Origin of the sequence: Allobosea sp. LjRoot90, from assembly GCF_964254315.1 — a bacterium.
GTDB lineage: Bacteria > Pseudomonadota > Alphaproteobacteria > Rhizobiales > Beijerinckiaceae > Allobosea.
Map to the genome: position 1 here is coordinate 40,572 of NZ_CAXUTF020000004.1, position 18,212 is coordinate 58,783.

18 protein-coding genes are annotated in these 18,212 nt (G+C 67.0%); 7 read left to right on the forward strand and 11 right to left on the reverse strand.

What is annotated here, in order from left to right; translation table 11 throughout:
* Positions 1–59 precede the first annotated feature (59 nt).
* Entirely contained in the window at positions 60–1,295 is a 1,236-nt protein-coding gene (locus ACSQ3M_RS15680; RefSeq protein WP_436151010.1) for a lytic murein transglycosylase, read from the reverse strand.
* Between the two features lie 154 nt (positions 1,296–1,449).
* A complete protein-coding gene (galE, locus tag ACSQ3M_RS15685) occupies positions 1,450–2,439 on the reverse strand; it encodes a UDP-glucose 4-epimerase GalE (protein WP_436151011.1) in 990 nt (329 codons plus the stop codon).
* Positions 2,440–2,763: 324 nt separating this feature from the next.
* Here galE and ACSQ3M_RS15690 point away from each other — a divergent pair, with 324 nt between their 5' ends.
* On the forward strand, positions 2,764–3,642 hold the full coding sequence (locus tag ACSQ3M_RS15690) for a UTP--glucose-1-phosphate uridylyltransferase (RefSeq protein WP_129157253.1): 879 nt from the start codon (positions 2,764–2,766) through the stop codon (positions 3,640–3,642).
* 142 nt (positions 3,643–3,784) lie between these two features.
* On the opposite strand, the gene ACSQ3M_RS15695 is transcribed toward ACSQ3M_RS15690, so the two are convergent.
* Entirely contained in the window at positions 3,785–5,356 is a 1,572-nt protein-coding gene (locus ACSQ3M_RS15695) for an outer membrane beta-barrel protein (protein WP_436151012.1), read from the reverse strand.
* Between the two features lie 149 nt (positions 5,357–5,505).
* On the opposite strand from ACSQ3M_RS15695, the gene ACSQ3M_RS15700 reads away from it, so the two are divergent.
* On the forward strand, positions 5,506–6,477 hold the full coding sequence (locus ACSQ3M_RS15700; RefSeq protein ID WP_436151013.1) for a KpsF/GutQ family sugar-phosphate isomerase: 972 nt from the start codon (positions 5,506–5,508) through the stop codon (positions 6,475–6,477).
* 25 nt (positions 6,478–6,502) lie between these two features.
* A complete protein-coding gene (locus ACSQ3M_RS15705) occupies positions 6,503–7,405 on the forward strand; it encodes a LysR family transcriptional regulator (protein WP_436151014.1) in 903 nt (300 codons plus the stop codon).
* A gap of 4 nt (positions 7,406–7,409) precedes the next feature.
* Here the strand turns inward: ACSQ3M_RS15705 and ACSQ3M_RS15710 are convergent, their stop codons facing one another.
* The 7 genes from ACSQ3M_RS15710 to ACSQ3M_RS15740 form a co-directional block, all read right to left on the reverse strand.
* Positions 7,410–7,727: a DMT family transporter gene (locus tag ACSQ3M_RS15710; protein WP_436151015.1), complete on the reverse strand. Its 318-nt coding sequence runs from the start codon at positions 7,725–7,727 to the stop codon at positions 7,410–7,412.
* Positions 7,728–7,786: 59 nt separating this feature from the next.
* A complete protein-coding gene (locus ACSQ3M_RS15715; protein ID WP_436151016.1) occupies positions 7,787–8,710 on the reverse strand; it encodes a DMT family transporter in 924 nt (307 codons plus the stop codon).
* Between the two features lie 29 nt (positions 8,711–8,739).
* Positions 8,740–9,372, reverse strand: coding sequence for a glutathione S-transferase family protein (locus ACSQ3M_RS15720; RefSeq protein WP_436151017.1), 633 nt, complete (start codon positions 9,370–9,372; stop codon positions 8,740–8,742).
* A 187-nt stretch (positions 9,373–9,559) separates the two neighbouring features.
* Positions 9,560–10,816, reverse strand: a complete 1,257-nt coding sequence (serA, locus tag ACSQ3M_RS15725; RefSeq protein WP_436151018.1) for a phosphoglycerate dehydrogenase — start codon at positions 10,814–10,816, stop codon at positions 9,560–9,562.
* Positions 10,817–10,934: 118 nt separating this feature from the next.
* Entirely contained in the window at positions 10,935–11,783 is an 849-nt protein-coding gene (locus ACSQ3M_RS15730) for a heme ABC transporter ATP-binding protein (RefSeq protein WP_436151019.1), read from the reverse strand.
* Positions 11,784–11,845: 62 nt separating this feature from the next.
* A complete protein-coding gene (locus tag ACSQ3M_RS15735; protein WP_436151020.1) occupies positions 11,846–12,961 on the reverse strand; it encodes a FecCD family ABC transporter permease in 1,116 nt (371 codons plus the stop codon).
* Complete coding sequence (locus ACSQ3M_RS15740; RefSeq protein WP_436151021.1) at positions 12,958–13,929, reverse strand: heme/hemin ABC transporter substrate-binding protein; 972 nt, start codon at positions 13,927–13,929, stop codon at positions 12,958–12,960. Before ACSQ3M_RS15740 ends, ACSQ3M_RS15735 begins: the two co-directional genes overlap by 4 nt.
* 213 nt (positions 13,930–14,142) lie before the next feature.
* On the opposite strand from ACSQ3M_RS15740, the gene ACSQ3M_RS15745 reads away from it, so the two are divergent.
* The 3 genes from ACSQ3M_RS15745 to ACSQ3M_RS15755 all read left to right on the forward strand — a co-directional run bounded on the left by ACSQ3M_RS15745 (position 14,143) and on the right by ACSQ3M_RS15755 (position 16,723).
* Entirely contained in the window at positions 14,143–14,490 is a 348-nt protein-coding gene (locus ACSQ3M_RS15745; protein WP_436151022.1) for an antibiotic biosynthesis monooxygenase family protein, read from the forward strand.
* 13 nt (positions 14,491–14,503) lie between these two features.
* Positions 14,504–15,034 carry a heme utilization cystosolic carrier protein HutX gene (gene hutX / locus ACSQ3M_RS15750; protein ID WP_436151023.1) on the forward strand — a complete coding sequence of 177 codons (531 nt, stop codon included), beginning with the start codon at positions 14,504–14,506 and terminating at the stop codon, positions 15,032–15,034.
* Between the two features lie 342 nt (positions 15,035–15,376).
* Positions 15,377–16,723 (forward strand): hypothetical protein, encoded by a 1,347-nt coding sequence (locus ACSQ3M_RS15755; protein WP_436151024.1) that lies wholly within the window; start codon positions 15,377–15,379, stop codon positions 16,721–16,723.
* A 3-nt stretch (positions 16,724–16,726) separates the two neighbouring features.
* Here the strand turns inward: ACSQ3M_RS15755 and ACSQ3M_RS15760 are convergent, their stop codons facing one another.
* Entirely contained in the window at positions 16,727–17,449 is a 723-nt protein-coding gene (locus ACSQ3M_RS15760; RefSeq protein ID WP_436151025.1) for a fused DSP-PTPase phosphatase/NAD kinase-like protein, read from the reverse strand.
* 146 nt (positions 17,450–17,595) lie between these two features.
* Here ACSQ3M_RS15760 and ppa point away from each other — a divergent pair, with 146 nt between their 5' ends.
* Complete coding sequence (gene ppa, locus ACSQ3M_RS15765; protein WP_436151026.1) at positions 17,596–18,135, forward strand: inorganic diphosphatase; 540 nt, start codon at positions 17,596–17,598, stop codon at positions 18,133–18,135.
* Positions 18,136–18,212 lie beyond the last annotated feature (77 nt).

Below are 18,212 nucleotides of genomic sequence, written 5' to 3' on the forward strand. Positions count from 1 at the left end.
GATCGGCGCCGGTCAGAAGGAGGCGCCGCCAGGCAATATAGTCGCGATCGCCCGGTTCGTCAGCGGGGAGCCTTCATCCGCGCCAGCAGCGCCGGCGTCGGGTAGCCGTCGGCGAGCATGCCGACGCGCAGTTGGTACTGCCTGACCGCTTCCCGCGTACCGGTGCCGATGCGCCCGTCGGCATCGTGATTGTAGAGACCGAGGGCTTTCAGCCGGCGCTGGACGTCGGTGGTGCCGGCCTTGTCGAGCCGCGGCGCCTTCACCGGCCATTCGCCCTGCAAGGCTGGCTTGCCTACGATCCGGTCACCGAGATGCCCGACGGCGAGGGCATAAGCGTCGGAGGAGTTGTACTTCTTGATGACGTCGAAATTAGCGGTCAGCAGCATGGCCGGGCCGGTATGGCCGGCGGGATAGAACAGCCTCGCCTCGCCCGAGGAGGGGAGCGAGCCGCCATCGGCGCGGCGGACGCCGGCCGAGCGGAAGGACGAGAAGCTGGCGCGGTAGAGGTTGTGGTCGAAGCCGTCGGGCACCACGACCTCGATGCCCCAGGGCAGGCCGGGGGTCCAGCCATAGCCTTTCAGGTAGTTGGCGGTCGAGGCGATGGCGTCGCTGGTCGAGGTCCAGATGTCGGCATGACCGTCGCCGGTCTGGTCGACCGCGTATTTCAGATAGCTCGACGGCATGAACTGGGTGTGGCCCATGGCGCCCGCCCAGGAGCCGCGCAGTTCGCGGCGCTCGACATGACCCTTCTCGATCAGTTCGAGCGCGGTCAGCAGCTCGTCGCGGAAGAAGTCGCCGCGATAGCGGATGCTGGCGAGGGTGGCGAGCGAGCGGATCACGTCCTTGTCGCCCTTGAACGAGCCGTAATTGGTCTCCATCCCCCAGATGCCGAGGATGATCTCCTTGGGAACGCCATAGCGGGATTCGGCCTGCGCCAGCACGCTCGCATGAGCCTCCAGCATCTCGCGGCCGCGCGAGATGCGGCCGCCGCCGACGGCGCTGTTGAGATAGTTCCAGATCGGCGCGACGAATTCCGATTGCTTGCGGGTCAGGACGACGATGCTGGGGTCCGGCGTCAGGCCCTGGAAGGCGAGATCAAATGTTTGGCGCGAGATGCCGCGCGCCTGCGCCATCGGCCACAGCGTCCGCAGGAAGCCGTCGAAGCCCGGTGCGGCCGGGCGCGCCTCGGGTTTCGGTGTCTGCGCCCGCGCCGGATTGATCGAACCCGTCGTCTGCGCGAGTGCCGGCCCAAGGCCGAGCGCCACGGCGAAGGCGAGAACGGTGACGGGGCGCATGGTTGCTCCTCTGGCTCGGTCGCGGGTTCTTTCCACCACAGCGCCCGAACGAAGTTAACCATGGGTTAACGCCGCGCCAAATCGCTTTCGCTTCTGATCTGGAGACCGTTTTACCGATCAGCTTGGGGTGCAAGCTGATCGGAACGGGCTCTGGTCAGCTGGCGTTGCGCTTACGCAGGCTTTCTTCCCAGGCCAGCGCCTGGGTGACGATTTCGGTCAGGTCATCATGCTCCGGCTGCCAGCCGAGCTCGGCGCGGATGCGGTCGGCCTTGGCGACCAGCGCGGCCGGGTCGCCGTCGCGGCGCGGCGAAAGCCGGACCGGGAAATCGACGCCTGAGACCTGCTTCACCACCTCGACGACTTCCTTGACCGAATAGCCGCGGCCATAGCCGCAATTCAGCGTCAGGTTCTCGCCGCCAGCACGCAGATGATCGAGCGCTGCCAGATGGGCGCGGGCGAGATCGGTGACGTGGATGTAGTCGCGCACGCAAGTGCCGTCCGGCGTCGCGTAGTCGGTGCCGAAGATATCGAGCCCGGCGCGCTGGCCGAGCGCCGCCTGGCTCGCGACCTTGATCAGATGCGTGGCGTTGGCGCTGGACTGGCCGGAGCGGCCCCTCGGATCAGCGCCGGCGACGTTGAAATACCGCAGGGCGACATAGGTCAGGCCATGGGCGCGGGCGACGTCGCCGAGCATCCATTCGCTCATCAGCTTGGAGCGGCCATAGGGGTTGATCGGATTGAGCGCGATCTCCTCCGGCACCGGCGAGACCGGCGGCTCGCCATAGACGGCGGCCGTCGAGGAGAAGATCACGTGCTTCACGCCACCGCGCACGGCGCTTTCCAGCAGGGCACGCGTCTTGACGGTGTTGTTGAGGTAATATCCGAGTGGGTCGGACACTGAATCCGGGACGACGATCCTGGCGGCGAAATGGGCGATCTCGGTGATGCCGTGCTCAACGATGGTGCGTTCGACCAGAGCCTGGTCGCCCATGTCGCCGCGCACGAGGGTCGCCTCCTGCGGCACGGCCCACCAGAAGCCGGTCGAGAGATCGTCGAGCACGACGACCTTCTCGCCACGGTCCAGGAGCTCAAGGACCATGTGGCTGCCGATATAGCCGGCACCGCCCGAAACCAGAATCGCCATCTTCGTCTCCTCGTCACGTGATCCGCATAAACCGGAATCACGACAGTTCGAACTACCCTGTCCGCCGCACATGGCTAATCTCGGGCATCGCCCTGGTGAAGCCATGCAAGAATGGTGGCCAGGGCGGCAAATCCAGTAATCTACAGCAAGAGCATTGACGTATCGGCAAGGCCCGACTGGTATTCGAAAGCGGGGCCGGCCCGGCTTTCGCCAGATTCACGGGCCAGCTTGCCACCGGCCGGCATGAACGGGGCGAAGCCGGCTCCTCCCGAAGCCCTCAGATCTTCAGCAGGCGCGCGCGGCAAGCGCGCGAGATGGACGCGCATGATCAAGAAAATCCGCAAGGCGGTCTTCCCAGTCGCTGGTCTCGGCACCCGTTTCCTGCCTGCCACCAAGGCGATCCCGAAGGAGATGCTGACCATCGTCGACCGGCCGGTGGTCCAGCACGTGGTCGACGAGGCGCGCGCCGCCGGGATCGAGCATTTCGTCTTCGTCACCGGCCGCAACAAGGGCGTGATCGAGGACCATTTCGACATGGCCTACGAACTCGACGATACGCTGGCCAAACGCGGCAAGACCAAGGAGCTGGAGGCGCTCAAGCACGATTTGCCGGCCGCTGGCGCCACGAGCTTCACCCGCCAGCAGGCGCCGCTCGGCCTCGGCCACGCCGTCTGGTGCGCGCGCGACATCATTGGCGACGAGCCTTTCGCGCTGCTCCTGCCCGACATGCTGCATCACACCAGCGGCAAGGGCTGCCTCGCCGAGATGATCGAGGCCCATGCGGAACATGGCGGCAACCACATTGCGGTGGCGCCGGTGCCTGATGACCAGACCCATCAATACGGCATCGTCGGCGTCCATGACGCCAAGGCAAAGGTCTCGCAGATCACCGGGATGGTCGAGAAGCCGCCGAAGGGCACGGCGCCATCGAACCTGCACATCACCGGCCGCTACATCCTGCAGCCGACGATCTTCGACCTGCTCGCCAAGCAGGAGAAGGGCGCCGGCGGCGAGATCCAGCTCACCGATTCGATGATCGCGCTGGCAAAGCTCGAGAAGTTCTTCGCGGTGCGCTTCGACGGTGACATCTACGATACCGGCTCGAAGATCGGCTTCCTCTCAGCCAATGTCGCCTATGCGCTGGAGCGCGGCGATCTCGGCCCGCAACTGCGCGGCGAGATCGAGCGGCTGCTGGGGCGGTAATACCCTTCTTTTCGTCATGGTCGGGCTTGTCCCGACCATCCACGCCTGGGCTAGTCGATGGCGGCGTTCAAGACGTGGATGCTCGCCACAAGGGCGAGCATGACGAGCTGGAGCAGCGGCCTGATCATGAAGGATGACGTGATCAGAACTGCACCCGCAACCCGACTTGCGCGATGTTCGCGGTGTAGTCCGAGCCCTGGTTGGTCGAGTTCAGGCGCTCATGGGTGAAGCTGGCGCGGACCGAGAAGGTCCGGGTCAGCTTGTATTCGAGCCGCGCGCCGATGGTCGACAGGTTCTCGCGCAGGTCCTGGCCGTCATATTCGGTGCGGCCATAGCCGGCGAAGCCGGTGACGGTGATGTTGCGCCGTAGCGCATGCGCCACTTCGAGATTGACGCGGCGTGCCGTCGTGCCGCTCGAGCCGGGGATGGTGGTGTCTCCGAGCTCGGAGGTGCCGCGCAGTGTTACCGTGGTCAGTGGTGTCGGCGTCCACAGGATCGCGGCGTCGCCGATGATGCCGCGCAGGTTCTTCAGCCGGCCATCCTCGTACTTGCGGTCCTGATAGCCGACCGAGACCTCGGCGGTGAGCATCCGGCTGATCTCGAAGGTCGAGCCGAGGCGGGCGGTGTAGCCGTCGGAGGAGCGCATATAACCGCTGGAATCGACCTTCTCGTCGAACTGGCGGGTGTCGACCTCTGCCTGGACGAAGGGTTTGAAGCCGGGCGTCACCTCATAGGCCGCGCGCAGGCGCAGGCCATATTGCGTCTGGTTGCGGTCGGCCTGGCTCAGCTTGCGTCCATTGCTGAGTTCGGCGTCCTCATAGTCTTGCCGGTCGACCGCGCCGCGCAGGGTGAACTGCAGGCGGTTGACGTCATGGGTGACGCCGGCCGCGGCGCCATAGTTCCAGGTGATCGGCCGGCCCTGCACGGCAGCCGACAGATCGGGCGAGCCCGGCCGCTGCGTGTCGAGACGCAGGCGCGATTCGAGCAGGATGCGGGTGTCGCGGGTCGCGTCGAGGCGAAGCGACATGTTGCCTTCCGCATCCGGGCGCGAGGCGGTGTCGTCGCGATAGTAGCGGCTGTAGCCGCCGCGCAGCATGCCGGTGAGCTCGTGCACGTTCCAGTCGGACTGGATGCCGAGCTCGCCCTCGGTGCGGCTGAACAGCGAGCCTTTGCTCGCCCCGGACACGCGCGAGGGATTGCTGTCATAGCCGCCGGAGCCGGTGATCGCCGGGCGCAGGATGACATTGCCAAGGCGCAGGCCGAGCGGCGCGTAAGGGTCTTCCTCCGGCCGTTTGCGCTTGCGCGGCTCGGGTGCCGGCGGAAGCGGCGCCGGCAGGGCGGTTATCGTCGGTTGCGGCGCGCGGATATCGCGCTGGGTGATGCCGCGCAGGCGCGAGGACCGTACCGGCTGGCTGGCGCGAGGCGGCTGGCCAGAGGAGATCGCGCCCGAGCGGCGACGGGTTGCGGCGGAAGGCTCGTCGCCCCCGTCCGGAGAGGTGGTCTGGTTGCGGCCGATCGACGTCTGGGTCGCCTGTGTCTGCCCGACATTACTGGGGGTGCCGGTGCGCAAGGCCGGCGCGCCGGGCCGGTTTGATGATGTCGTCTGCCGGTCGGAGGTCTGGGCAGTCGCCTGCTCCGGCCAGGTCGTCAGCCCGGCAACGACGCCGCAGCTTGCGACGCCTGCCAGCCAGCAGATCTTGGCGAAACGGGACACTGGCGCGACGACGCTCCGGCGAGGCAAAGGCTCTCGCGCGCCAGAAGGGCGCGCATGGTTAATGGAGTTAGAACGAAGAGGGTTAATGCTGCGTCAACGCTGGTACGGCGGTGGCCAGCTAGCCTCCCGCCATGCTAGAGGCGCGCTCCATGACCGCGACCATCAGCGCTTCCGCCCTGCGGACCATCGCCACCGAACGCGCCGGGCTCGACGCCTTGCACGAAGCGATCGGCAATGGCCTCGCCGAACCCTTCACTGCCGCCGTCGAGATGATCCGGGCTGCCTCGGGCCGGGTGATCGTCACCGGCATGGGCAAATCCGGCCATGTCGCCAGAAAGATCGTGGCGACGCTGGCTTCGACCGGCACGCCCTCCTATTTCGTCCATCCGGCCGAGGCCAGCCATGGCGATCTCGGCATGGTCCAGCCCGAGGATGTCGTCGTTGCCCTGTCCTGGTCGGGCGAGGCGGCCGAGCTTTCGGCGATCGTCGGCTATACCCGCCGCTTCCGGGTCGGGCTGATCGCGATCACCGCCAATCGCGACAGCGCACTCGGTCGCGAGGCCGATATCGCGCTCGTCCTGCCGAAGGCTGAAGAGGCCTGCCCGAACGGGCTTGCGCCGACGACCTCGACGACGATGCAGATGGCGCTTGGCGACGCGCTCGCGGTCGCGCTGCTCGAGGCACGCGGCTTCTCGCGCCAGGATTTCTACGTCTACCACCCCGGCGGCAAGCTCGGGGCGCAGCTCAAGACCGTCGCCACCATCATGCATTCCGGTGAGCGCCTGCCGGTCGTCGGCGAGATGGCGGCGATGGCCGATGTCGTCGCGATGATCACCGCCAAGGGCTTCGGCTGCGCCATCGTCATCGATGCCGACGGCAAGCTCGCCGGCGTCGTCACCGATGGCGACCTGCGCCGCAAGCTCGGCGCCGGCTGGGGCGGACGAGTGGCGCGCGACGTGATGACGAAGGATCCGCGCCGGATCGCGCCGGACGCGCTCACCGCCGAGGCGCTAGAGATGGTCAACCGGCTGCGCGTCACCGCGCTGATCGTCGCCGATGCCGACGGCAAGCCGGTCGGCCTCGTCCATGTCCACGACCTCCTGGCGCTGGGCGTCGCCTAGCTCGTAGCATCTTGCGAGGAGGCTCATGGCCGCGCTCGAATGGGATGATCTGCGCTATGTGCTGGCCGTCGCAGAGGCCGGCTCGCTGGCCGGCGCGGCGCGCGAATTGCGCGTCAACCATTCGACCGTGCTGCGGCGCATCGCCGCCTTCGAGCAGCAGCTGGGTCTGCGCCTGTTCGAGCGCCTGCCGACCGGCTATGTGCTGACGGCCGGCGGCGAGGAGCTGGTCGCGGCGGCCCGCAGCATCTCAGGCACCGTCACCGAACTCGAACGCAGGATCGCCGGACAGGATCTACGCCTTTCCGGCACGCTTCGGGTCACGGCGACCGACACGTTGATGGGTTCGATCCTGCCGGAGATCCTCGCCGAGTTCGGTGAAGCCCATCCCGGCATCGCCCTCGAGGTCGCCGTCTCCAATCTGATGTTCAACCTGACCAAGCGCGATGCCGATGTCGCGCTGCGTACTGCCGACAATCCGCCGGTGACGCTGGTCGGCCGGCGGGTCGGCAAGATCGCCTTCGCGATCTACGCCGCTCCCGCCTATCTTTCGCGGCACGATCAGGCCGATCTTTCCGAACATCGCTGGGTCGGGCCGGACGATACGCTCGGCGGAACCTCGGTGGCGCGCTGGATGCAGGCGAAGCTGCCGAAGAGCGAGATCGTATTGCGGGCCGATTCGTTGCTGGCGATGCAGCAGGCGGCGGTGGCCGGTCTCGGCCTGGTGGCACTGCCCTGCTATCTCGGCGACAGCGTGCCGTCCCTGACCTGCGTGCGCCGGCCGATCCCGGAGATGGAGACGGCGCTCTGGATCCTGACCCATGAGGATCTGCGTGCCGCGGCGCGGGTCCGTGCCTTTACCGAGTTCGCTTATGGCGCCTTCAGGAAGCGCCGCGCGCTTTTGGAAGGCGAAGGCGCGCCGGCAGGCTGAGAACTCAGGCCTCGACCAGCTTGAGGCCGACCACGCCGATCAGGATCAGCGCGAGCAGTCCGAGGCGCATGGGCGAAGCGCTTTCGCCGAAGGCGACGATGCCGGCGAGGGCGACGCCGAGCGCCCCGATGCCGACCCAGACCGCATAGGCGGTACCAACCGGCAATTGCTTCAGGGCCAGCGACAGCATGACGAAGCTGACGACCGCCGAGACGATGCCGATCACGCTTGGCCACAGCCGTGTGAAACCGCCAGCCTGTTTCAGAGCGATCGCCCAGACGATTTCGAGCAACCCGGCTCCGGTGAGCAGCAACCAGGACATTGGATATCTCCGAAAAGGCGAGGACGGCGCCGGATCGGCGCCGTCGGGAGGAGCCGAGTTCAGAACATCTTGATCGCGGCGACGCCGAGCAGAAGGACCGCAACGCCGGCAAAGCGCAGGGCCGAGATCTCGCGCTGGGGCAAACGGAACCAGCCATAACGGTCGACGAAGAGCGAGATGATCTGCTGGCCGGCAACGGTCAGGCCGACGGTCGCGGCAGTGCCGATCGCCGGGATCGCGGTGAACACCGTGGTGACATAGGTCGCGCCGCAGACGGCGCCGATCCAGCCCCACCAGGGCATGGCCTTCAGGCCGCCGAGCTGCGGCCTGGCGCCGCTCATCAGCAGCAGTGTCACCAGGAGCACGACCAGCATCGACAGGGTCGCGACCACGAAGCTGATCGTGCCGACCACGAAGGGCGCGCCGAGATCGTTCCGCAGCAGGCCGTTGATCGCGCCCTGGATGGGCAGCACCGCGCCGGCGACGAGGGCGAGCAGCATCCAGCCGAGCTTGGAGCCGGAGAGCTCCTTGGTCGCGCCCTTCTGGCCGAAGACGATCGCGGTCACGCCGACCAGCACGGCAGCGGTGCCGAGCAGCGTGGCGGCTTTGGGCGCCTGCTGGGGAACGCCGAGCACGCCGAAGCTGTCGAGGCCGAGCGAGGCCAGCATCTGGCCGGCGATGAACAGCCCGACCGCGACGACCGCGCCGAGCCGCGGGAAGACCAGAATCGTCGACGCGACATAGAGCGCCGTCGCGACGCCGCCGACCGCATGCCACCAAGGTACGCCGGAGAGCCCACCGAAGGCGGCGGCTGTGCCGGTCGCGACCGCGACGATCAGCAGCAGGATGGCGGCGAGGACGACCTGGATCGTCGTCGCGGCGAAGGGGCTGCCGGTCGCTTTCGACAGTTGCGCGTTGGCGCCGGCCTGCACGGCCAGCAAGCCGCCGGCGGCAAGAGACAGGGGGATGAAGAGGGTTTCCATGACGAGAAGTCCTGTCGGGCCGGGCGCGGTCAGGCGTCGGCGTGTTCGAGTGCCGGCACGGCAAGGCCGCGTTGCACGGCGGGGCGGGCGGCGATCGTCTCGTGCCAGCGCTGCAGATGAGGGGTGTCGGCGAGGCTCAGGCCGAGCTTGGGCAGGGCGTCGATCCAGGGCCAGACCATGATGTCGGCGATGCCGTAGCTCGCTTCGACGAGGTAAGGCCGCAATGCCAGCTCGCCGTCGAGGACACGCAGGATGCGGGCGGTCTCGCGCTCATAGCGCTCGATCGCGTAGGGCAGCGTCTCCTTGGCGAAGACCTTGAAATGCCAGAGCTGGCCGATCATCGGCCCGACATGCGCAGCCTGGAAGAAACTCCATTGCAGTGTCTTGCCGAAGGCATGAGGGCCGTTCGGCTGCAGCACGCCCGAGCGCTCGGCCAGGTAGAACAGGATCGCGCCGGATTCGAAGATGGTCCGATCATGCTCATGGTCGACGATGACCGGGATCTTGTTGTTCGGGTTGAGCGCCAGGAAGCTCGGCCGATGCTGGTCGCCCGCCTCGATGTCGATGAGGCTGACGGCATAGGGCAGCCCGGTTTCCTCGAGCATGATCGAGGCCTTGTGGCCGTTCGGGGTCTGGTAGGTGTAGAGGTCGATCGGGGTCATCGGCTTGCTCCGAAGTTTGGATGCCGATGAGATAGCTTGTGCAACTGCGCATCACGATGTGTGATGTGGCTTCATAAAAATGCGAAATTGCACAGCTTGTGAGATGGACGTGCGATTCCCGTTATGGTCGGGCTTGGGCCGACTATCCCCATCTTGGACACCGGAGACCGGTCGTCTGGCGCAGGGCTCAGCCGCGCTCGTAGAGCAGGCGGGCGCGGACCGTGCCGTCGAGGGCACGGATCTCCTCGATGATCTCGCGCGCCGCTTCGCCGACCGGATCAGCCTCCATCACGACATAGCCGATTTCGCCATCGGTCTGGAAATTCTGGGCGGCGATGTTGATGTTGCGGCTGGCGAAGACGTCGTTGAGGCGACGCAGCATGCCGGGCGCGTTGCGTTGGACCTGGATGAAGCGGGTGCCGGCCGGGCGCGCCGGCAATTGGACCTGTGGGAAGTTGACCGCGCCGACGGTCGAGCCGACATCGGAATAATCGACCAGCTTGCGGGCCACCTCGGCGCCGATGCGCTCCTGCGCCTCCTCGGTCGAACCGCCGATATGCGGGGTCAGGATGACGTTGGGCAGGCCCTGAAGCGGCGAGACGAAGCGCTCGACATTGGAGGCCGGCTCTTTCGGGAAGACGTCGACTGCGGCCCCGGCGAGGTGCCCGCTCTTCAGCGCCTCGGCGAGGGCGTCGAGATCGACGATCGTGCCGCGCGAATTGTTGATGAGATAGGCGCCCTTGCGCATGGCGGCGATCTCGACCTTGCCGATCATGTTGTATGTGGCAGGCGTCTCCGGCACGTGCAGCGAGACGACGTCGCTGCCCGCGAGCAGGGCGTTCAGGCTCTCGACCGGCTCGGTGTTGCCGTGGCGCAGGCGATCGGTGTGATCGTAGTAGATCACCCGCATGCCCATCGCCTCGGCGATGTTCGAGAGCTGGCTGCCGATATTGCCGTAGCCGACGATGCCGAGGACCTTGCCGCGGACCTCGAACGAGCCATTGGCCGATTTGTCCCAACCACCGACATGGGCCGAGACCGAGCGGTCGGTGATCCGGCGCAGCAGCATGACGATCTCGCCGATGGTCAGTTCGGCGACGCTGCGGGTATTGGAGAAGGGCGCGTTGAAGACCGGTACGCCGCGCAGGCGCGCTGCGTCGAGATCGACCTGGTTCGTGCCGACCGAGAAGCAGCCGACGGCGAAGAGGCGCTTAGCGGCGGCAAAGACCGGCTCGGTCAGCTGGGTGCGCGAGCGGATGCCGAGGATATGCGTCTTCTCGATCGCCTCGACCAGCTGCGCCTCATCCAGCGCCTTCGGCAGGCGCGTGAGATTGGTGTAGCCGGCCTGCTGCAGGGCTGCGACGGCGGAATCGTTGATGCCTTCGAGCAGCAGGACGCGGAGGCGGTCCTTCGGGAAGGAAAGCCGGTCGGTGGGGAGGTTCATGGTGCGCTCGGCGGTCCAGCGATGCGCCTGCCGACCAAGGGCCAGGCGGGCGACGGAGAGCCCGCTATAGACCTGTTATCGCAGCGCACAACCGCAAAATTGTCGCGCCGGGTTGGCGCTATGCGCTTGCGGCGCGCAGCGGCACCACGCCTCCCGGTGGGACCGGGGTCAGATGCTGCTGCGGCAGCAGGAAAGGCTGGCCGGCCGGTGGCAGGCGGCTGAAGGAGAGAGAGACGCGGAAGACGCCGCGCAGGAGGTTGTCGTCGAGGATCGTCGCCGGCTCGCCCTGGGCGACAATCGCGCCCTCATGCATCACCACCAGCTTGTCGGCATAGGTCACGGCGAGGTTGAGGTCGTGCAGCACCACCAGGACGGCTGCGCCCTGCGCCGCGATGGTGCGGGCCGCGTCGAGTAGAGAGAGCTGGTGGCAAAGGTCGAGGCTGGCGATCGGCTCGTCGAGGAAGAGGATCTGGCGTTGCGCGACGCTGCGCCCGGCCTCGAGCTGGCAGAGCGCCCGGGCGAACTGGACGCGCTGCTGCTCGCCGCCGGACAGCGTCTGGTACTGCCGGCCGGCGAGGCCGATGACGCCGGCGGTCTCGAGCGCCTGGGCGATGATCTGCTCCTTGCGGGCACGCGGATGCGCGCGGCCGACGCCTTCGAGCCCGAGCCGGGCGACCTCGTAGACGCTGAAGGGGAAGGCGAGGCGCTGGTTCTGCACCATCACGGCGCGGCGACAGGCGAGCTCCCAGCCGGGAATCTGCGGCAGCGCTGTGCCATCGAGGCGGACCGTGCCTTGCGAGGGCGAGAGCTCGCCGGTGAGGAGCTTGAGCAAGGTTGATTTGCCGGCACCATTGGGGCCGACGACGATGGTGGTCGCACCCTCTTCGAGCGCCAGCGAGGCGCCGCGCACCAAAGTGCTGGTACGCACCGAAAAGCTGAGATCATCCGCTTCGAGGATCGCGGCCATGCTTGTCTCTTCTGTTACGCAATTCCGGACGCAGAACCGCTGCACACTTCTGCTGGAATTGCTTAGAGCTCCGCGATCCGGCCGCGGCGCAGCAGCAGCCAGAGGAAGAAGGGTGCGCCGATGAAGGCGGTGACGATGCCGATCGGCAGTTCGGCGGGTACGACGACGAGGCGGGCGACGATGTCGGCACCGACCAGCAGGGCGGCGCCGCCGATCGCCGAAAGCGGGAGCAGCAGGCGGTGATCGGGCCCGATCGAGAGCCGGATCAGATGCGGCACGACGATGCCGACGAAGCCGATCACGCCGGCCGAGGCGACGCTGGCGCCAACGGCGAGCGCGACCAGCAGGATCGCGAGCGCCTTGATGCGCTGGACGGGCACGCCGAGATGATAGGCCTCGGCCTCGCCGAGCATCAGGGTGTTGAGGCCGCGTGCGAGCAAGGGCACGGCGAACAGCAGCGGCAGCACGATCGGCGCCACCACCGAGAGCTTGGTCCAGCTCGCGCCGCCGAGACTGCCGAGCGACCAGAAGGTCAGGTCGCGCAACTGCCGATCATCGGAGATGAAGGCGAGCAGGCCGGTGAGCGAGCCGGCGAGCGCGCCGAGAGCGACACCGGCAAGCAGCATGGTCGCGACCGAGGTGCGGCCCTGGCGGGTCGCGATCAGGTAGAGCGCCAGCGTCGAGACCAGCCCGCCGAAGAAGGCGCCGAAAGGCAGCATTGCGAAGGGCAGCTTCATCGCGAACGCCGAGAGGAAGAGGCGGTCGCCGAGGACGATCGTCGCCGCAGCGGCAAGGCCCGCGCCGGCCGAGACGCCGACGAGGCCGGGATCGGCGAGCGGATTGCGGAACAGCCCCTGCATCAGGGCGCCCGAGATCGCGAGCGCCGCTCCGACCAGCGCACCGAGCAGCAGGCGTGGCATGCGAATGTTGAGCACCACCAGCGCCTCGCGGCTGTCGAGCAGATCGGCGGGCCCGAAGCTGAGCTTCGCGAAGAGGATGTCGGCGACGCGGCCGGGTGCGATCGCGAAGGCGCCCGCGCCGAGCGAGAGCAGCATCAGCAGCAAACAGAACGCGACCAGCGCCGAGACGGCGATGATGCTCTTGCGTCGATGGCCGGCGGTGAGGACAGCCAGCGCGGCGGCGCTCGCGACCGGCGACTGCTTCCTGGCGAGTGTCATTTCGCAGCGGAGAGCTGGGCGACCTTGGCCTCGGGATAGAGCTCGGCCATCAGATCGCGGGCCGCGTTGGGCGTGCGTGGGCCGAAGCCGAGCAAATAGAGCCCGTCCATCCGGATCAGCGATTTCTGCTTTGCGGCCGGCGTCTGCGAGAAGGCCGGCATGACGAAGAGCTCGTCGGGCGTCGCGTTGTGGGCGCTGCTGAAACGCATCATCAACACGACGTCCGGCGCTGCGGTGATGATCGCCTCGTCGGTCATCGGCTTGAAGCCCTCGACCGCGCTCGCGGCGTTGATGCCGCCGGCGAGCGCAATGATCGCATCGGCCGTGCTGTTGCGCCCGCCGACCATGGTGCGGCCGTTCTGCAGCGAGAGCACGAACAGGACGCGCTTCTGCTTCGGCAGACCGATGCGCAGCCGGTCGAGCTCATCGAAGCGGGTCTTGACCGTGGCGGCGAGCTGCTGTGCCGGCTCGGCGGCGCCGGCAGCCTTGCCGATCGCGGCGATCTTGGCGACGACGGCCTCCGGCGTCAGCGCCTCCGGGATCATCGTGATCGGGGTGCCGGATTCCTTCAGCAGCGCGAGCGCATCGGGCGGACCGGCGCCTTCGACCGCAATGATCTGCGAGGGCTTCAGCGAGAGCACGCCTTCGGCCGAGAGCGCCCGGACATAGCCGACGCTCTTCTTGTCCTTCTGCGCTTCGGGCGGCCACTGGCTGGTGGTGTCGACGCCGACGACCTTGTCCTGCAGGCCGAGCGCGTAGAGCACCTCGGTGACGATGCCGCCGGCCGCGACGATGCGCTCCGTGGTCTGGGCCTGAGCGGTGGCGATGAAGCTGCCGGAGCGAAGCTCGCCCGCGAAGCCGAGGGCAGCCAGCGCGCTGAGGCCGATCGCCGCGGCGAGCTCGCGGTCGAGGCGTTTCGCCTTCAGGCCGGCGAGTGGGGTTGGTGCAGAGGATGACAGGTCGTGCATGAGCATCTCGGGGCTCGCCGCAGCGCGGCAAGCGGCCTGGCAGCGGCAGCTTCCCACTCTACAGTCATTCCAAAGTATTGGCTCAATTTATAATCGTTCAAAACAGCGATTACCGAGCCGTTGTTGACGGTGATATTCGGCTTTACTAAGGAGGGTCAAGAGCGGCGCGGGCCGCCCCCGATCACCTGTTCCGGAACCGCCGAGGATTTCCCGATGTTCATCGCCATGAACCGCTTCAAGGTCGTCAAGGGGGAGGAAGAAGCCTTCGAGACGATCTGGTCCTCGCGCAAGACGCGCCTCGACGAGATGCCGGGCTTCATCGCCTTCCACCTGCTCAAGGGGCCGGAGAAGGAGGATCACACCCTCTATTCCTCCCACACCACCTGGGCCTCGAAGGACGACTTCACCGCCTGGACCAAGTCAGAGCAGTTCCGCGAGTCGCATCGCAATGCCGGCCAGCCGCGGCCGACGCCGCTCTATCTCGGCCATCCGGAGTTCGAGGGCTTCGAGACGATCCTGACCGAGCGCAATCCGCATCTGCCGCGCCAGGCGGCCGAGTGAGGAGCTGAGGATTATGTCGCTCGCTGAGACGCTGGTGCCGGCCGCCCCCGCCGACGCCATGGAAAAAGTCCGGGCGGCACTTGCCGCCAAGCCGGACGGGGTGATCGAGGCGGTGGCGCGCGAGCATGGTGTCTCGACGCTTGCCGTGCTGGAGGCGACGCCGGACGAGCAGCGCCTCTACATTGCGGCCGAGCGCTTCGAAGCGCTCTGGCAGGAGCTTTCGAGCTGGGGCACGGTGCTGTTCATCGTGCACACGCCCGACATCGTGCTCGAATGCGAGGGCTCGCTGCCGGTCGGCTCTTTCGGCCATGGCTACTACAACATCCATGGCGACAGCCCGATCGGCGGGCATATCAAGGCGGGCAATTGCAAGGCGATCTATCTGGTCGACCGCGCCTTCCATGGCCGCCGCTCCTGTTCGGTGCAGTTCTTCAACGGTGCCGGCGAGGCGATGTTCAAGGTTTTCGCCCGCCGCGACGAGGCGCGCGAGTTGCTGCCCGATCAGCTCGAACGCTTCGAGGCGCTGCAGAGAAGCTTCGCCTGATCATTGCCGGCTCTCGGCCAGATCGGCGAACTTTTGAGGCCTTCACCGTCTGCTGGTGGAGGCCTTCTTCGTTGGTGCAGGCGAAGGGTCGCAGCCCGATCACTGACAAATGACGTCAATCGCCACGTTTCCGCCATAAGCCGCGCGCGATACGGGGGCGGCCGCAATATCATGGAAGTTCAGGGATTTACCAAGCGTTAACCATAAAGGCGCAGCCTCTTGCCCGCGGAGCGATGTGACGTGATCGACCCGATCGATCGCATAAAGGCTCCGCCAGGCGAGCGCCGTAGCCAGCGGGCAAGCGCGGACGACCTGCCCGAGCTTCCGGCGGAGGACGCGGATATGGCAGCGCAGCTTGCCTTGACTCGGGTTAGCCTGGCCAAGGATCTGATCGGCCTGACGTCGGCTGCGGCGGCGCCGAAGGCGGCGGTCGCGTCGCTCAGCAAGCGTGCCGGCTTTCGCGATGGAGCGATGTTGGCGCTACGTTTCGTGCAGGCGCGCTTTCTATCGGTCTGGGGACTGTTGCTGGCGGCCGCGCTCTGCCCGCCCAAGGTCTTCGCCGATTTCGCGATCTTTGCGGCGTTGGCGAATTTCGTCTCGATTGCCGCACTGCTGCGCTTCGAAGCGGTCTTCTTCCAGACCAGTGGCCGCCAGCATCTCGGCCGCGCTTTCCGGCTCGCACTGGCTGCCGGTGTGATCTTCCTGAGCGCGATGGCGGTCGCGATCCTGTTCGCGGCGGCGGAAGGCTGGGTTCTGCGCGGCTTCGGAGCGCTCTTCCTGATCTCGCTGGCGAGCCGGGCCGCGATCCGGCTCATCCTGGCCGAAGCGACCGCCGAGGGTGATTTCGCCACGATCGGCAACAGCAACATCGTGCAGGCGCTGGTCCAGCCTGGGATGATGCTGCTCCTGATCTGGCCGCTGGGGCCGACGGCGCTGGCGCTGTTCGCGGCAGATGCCTTCGGCCATGCCGTGGCTGCCATCTATCTCGCCTGGCGCCGGCGCCATTCGCTGCTGCCGCTGATGCATCCGTTGCGTTGGTCGCGTGCCGAGCTGCACATTTCCGGCCGGCAGTGGAAGAACTCGCCGACCTATCTGCTGCCGTCGGCGCTGCTTTCGTTCGGCTTCTCGGCTGCGCCGCTGCTGGCTCTGCCGCTGGCGAGCAATCCGGTGCTGGCGGCGCATGTGGCACTGGCGACGCGCCTGCTCGACATGCCGGCGCAGATGTTCGGTGCGGTGACGATTCCACTGGTGATGAGCGACTTGCGCAAGCAGGAAGGCCATGATCGCCAGAGGCGGGCGCGTCTGCTGACATTGGGGATGGCGGCGATCGTGGCGACGCTGTTCCTCGCCATCGCGCTCGTCGCGATCAGCGCGGACGAGCTCATCCTCGGCGGCACCAAATGGGGCGGCATCGGCGACGTGATGGCGATCATGGCGCTGTTCTACGGCTGCAGCGCCCTGGTCGGGCCGTTGCAGGAAATGGGGACGTTCTCGTCGCGCCCACACGACCAGATGACCGCCAATGCGATCGCGCTGGCGGCGGCGGCGGCCGTGATCTGGGGGGTCGGCAGCTTGTCTCCGGCCGTGCTCGTCGCGATCGGCCTGGTTTCACTGGCGCGGCTATTGCTGCATTTGCGCCTGACCTGGACCGGGATCGGCGACGCGCGGCCAATCGGCGCGCGCGCCTGAGCGCTACTCCCGGCGGATCAGCCGGTCGGCGAGCAGGGACGAGAAGAAGCCGGGCTTGAACTCGCGCTCGAGCCGCTCGGGATCGTAATCTCTGGCGACCCAGTCAAGGAACGGCGTGCCCTTGCTGGCGCCTTCGCGGGCATAGGTCTCGAAGAAGGCGTCGAGGATGCCGGTCTTGGCGAAGCGGAAATGACCATAGCGCAGTGAGAGCTCGGCCATCGCCTCGGCGAGCGGCCGCTTTTCGTAGACGAGCAGATAGAGCGCGGCGAAGAAGCCGGCCCGATCTGCACCGGATTTGCAGTGCACAAGCGCAGGCGTCTTCAGCCCCGCGAAGAAAGCCGGCGCGGCGAGAAGGGTGTCGCGGTCGGGCGCGCCGCGCGAGCGCAGCACGAACTCGACCAGCGCGATGCCGTGACGCTCGCAGGCTTCCTTCTGCAGTGGCCAGGCGCCGTGCTCGCGGCCGCCGCGCAGATTGACGATGGCCTTGACGCCCTGGCGGGCGAACCAGGCGATGTCGGTAGGTGCCGGCTGGGCGGCGCGCCAGAGCTGCGGCGTGACGCGATGGGCGTTGAGATAGGCGAGCCGGAAAATGCCGTGGTCGGCCAAAAGCATGTTGGCCCAGGCGCGGGTGCGATCGAGCCGACCGCTCAAGGGGCGGTCCCAGCGCGCGATCCGCGCCATGCGCCGGGCATAACGGTCTTCCGGCCGTCGCCAGCGGTTCAGCATGGAATCGTACCTGTCATGCCGGCCCGATAGCAGCGCCCGCCGGCTTGCGCAAATCGGTAACCCCTTGCGACTAAAGCCCGGGCTTGGCCTTTGCGGCTGGAACGCGCATAAGGCGCCCGAAGTTTTGTCATCGATAGGTCAGGTACATGCGGCTCGACGCCATCGCCATCGGCAAGAATCCCCCGGAAGAAGTCAACGTCGTGATCGAGGTCGCCATCGGCGGCGAGCCGATCAAGTACGAGATGGACAAGGAAGCGGGCACGCTCTTCGTCGACCGCTTCCTCTATACGCCGATGCGCTACCCGGGGAATTACGGCTTCATCCCGCATACGCTGTCGGAGGACGGCGATCCTTGCGATGTTCTGGTGGCCAATACGCGCCCGCTGGTGCCGGGCTCCTATATCGCGGTCAGGCCGATCGGCGTGATGATGATGGAGGACGAGGGCGGCGGCGACGAGAAGATCATCGCCGTGCCGGTGCCGAAGCTGACCAAGCGCTACGAGAACGTGACGAACTACACCGATCTGCCGCAGATCACGCTCGACCAGATCCAGCATTTCTTCGAGCACTACAAGGATCTCGAGCCTGGCAAGTGGGTGAAGCTCGCCGGCTGGGGCGACGCGGCCAAGGCCAAGCAGCTGATCGTCGAAGCGATCGAACGGGCCAAGGCAGCCAAGAAGGGCTGAGTCACCGCGTCATTCTCGGGCGAAGCGAAGCGCAGACCCGAGAATCTCAGGACCAGAGGGCGCCGACTGGAGCCTCC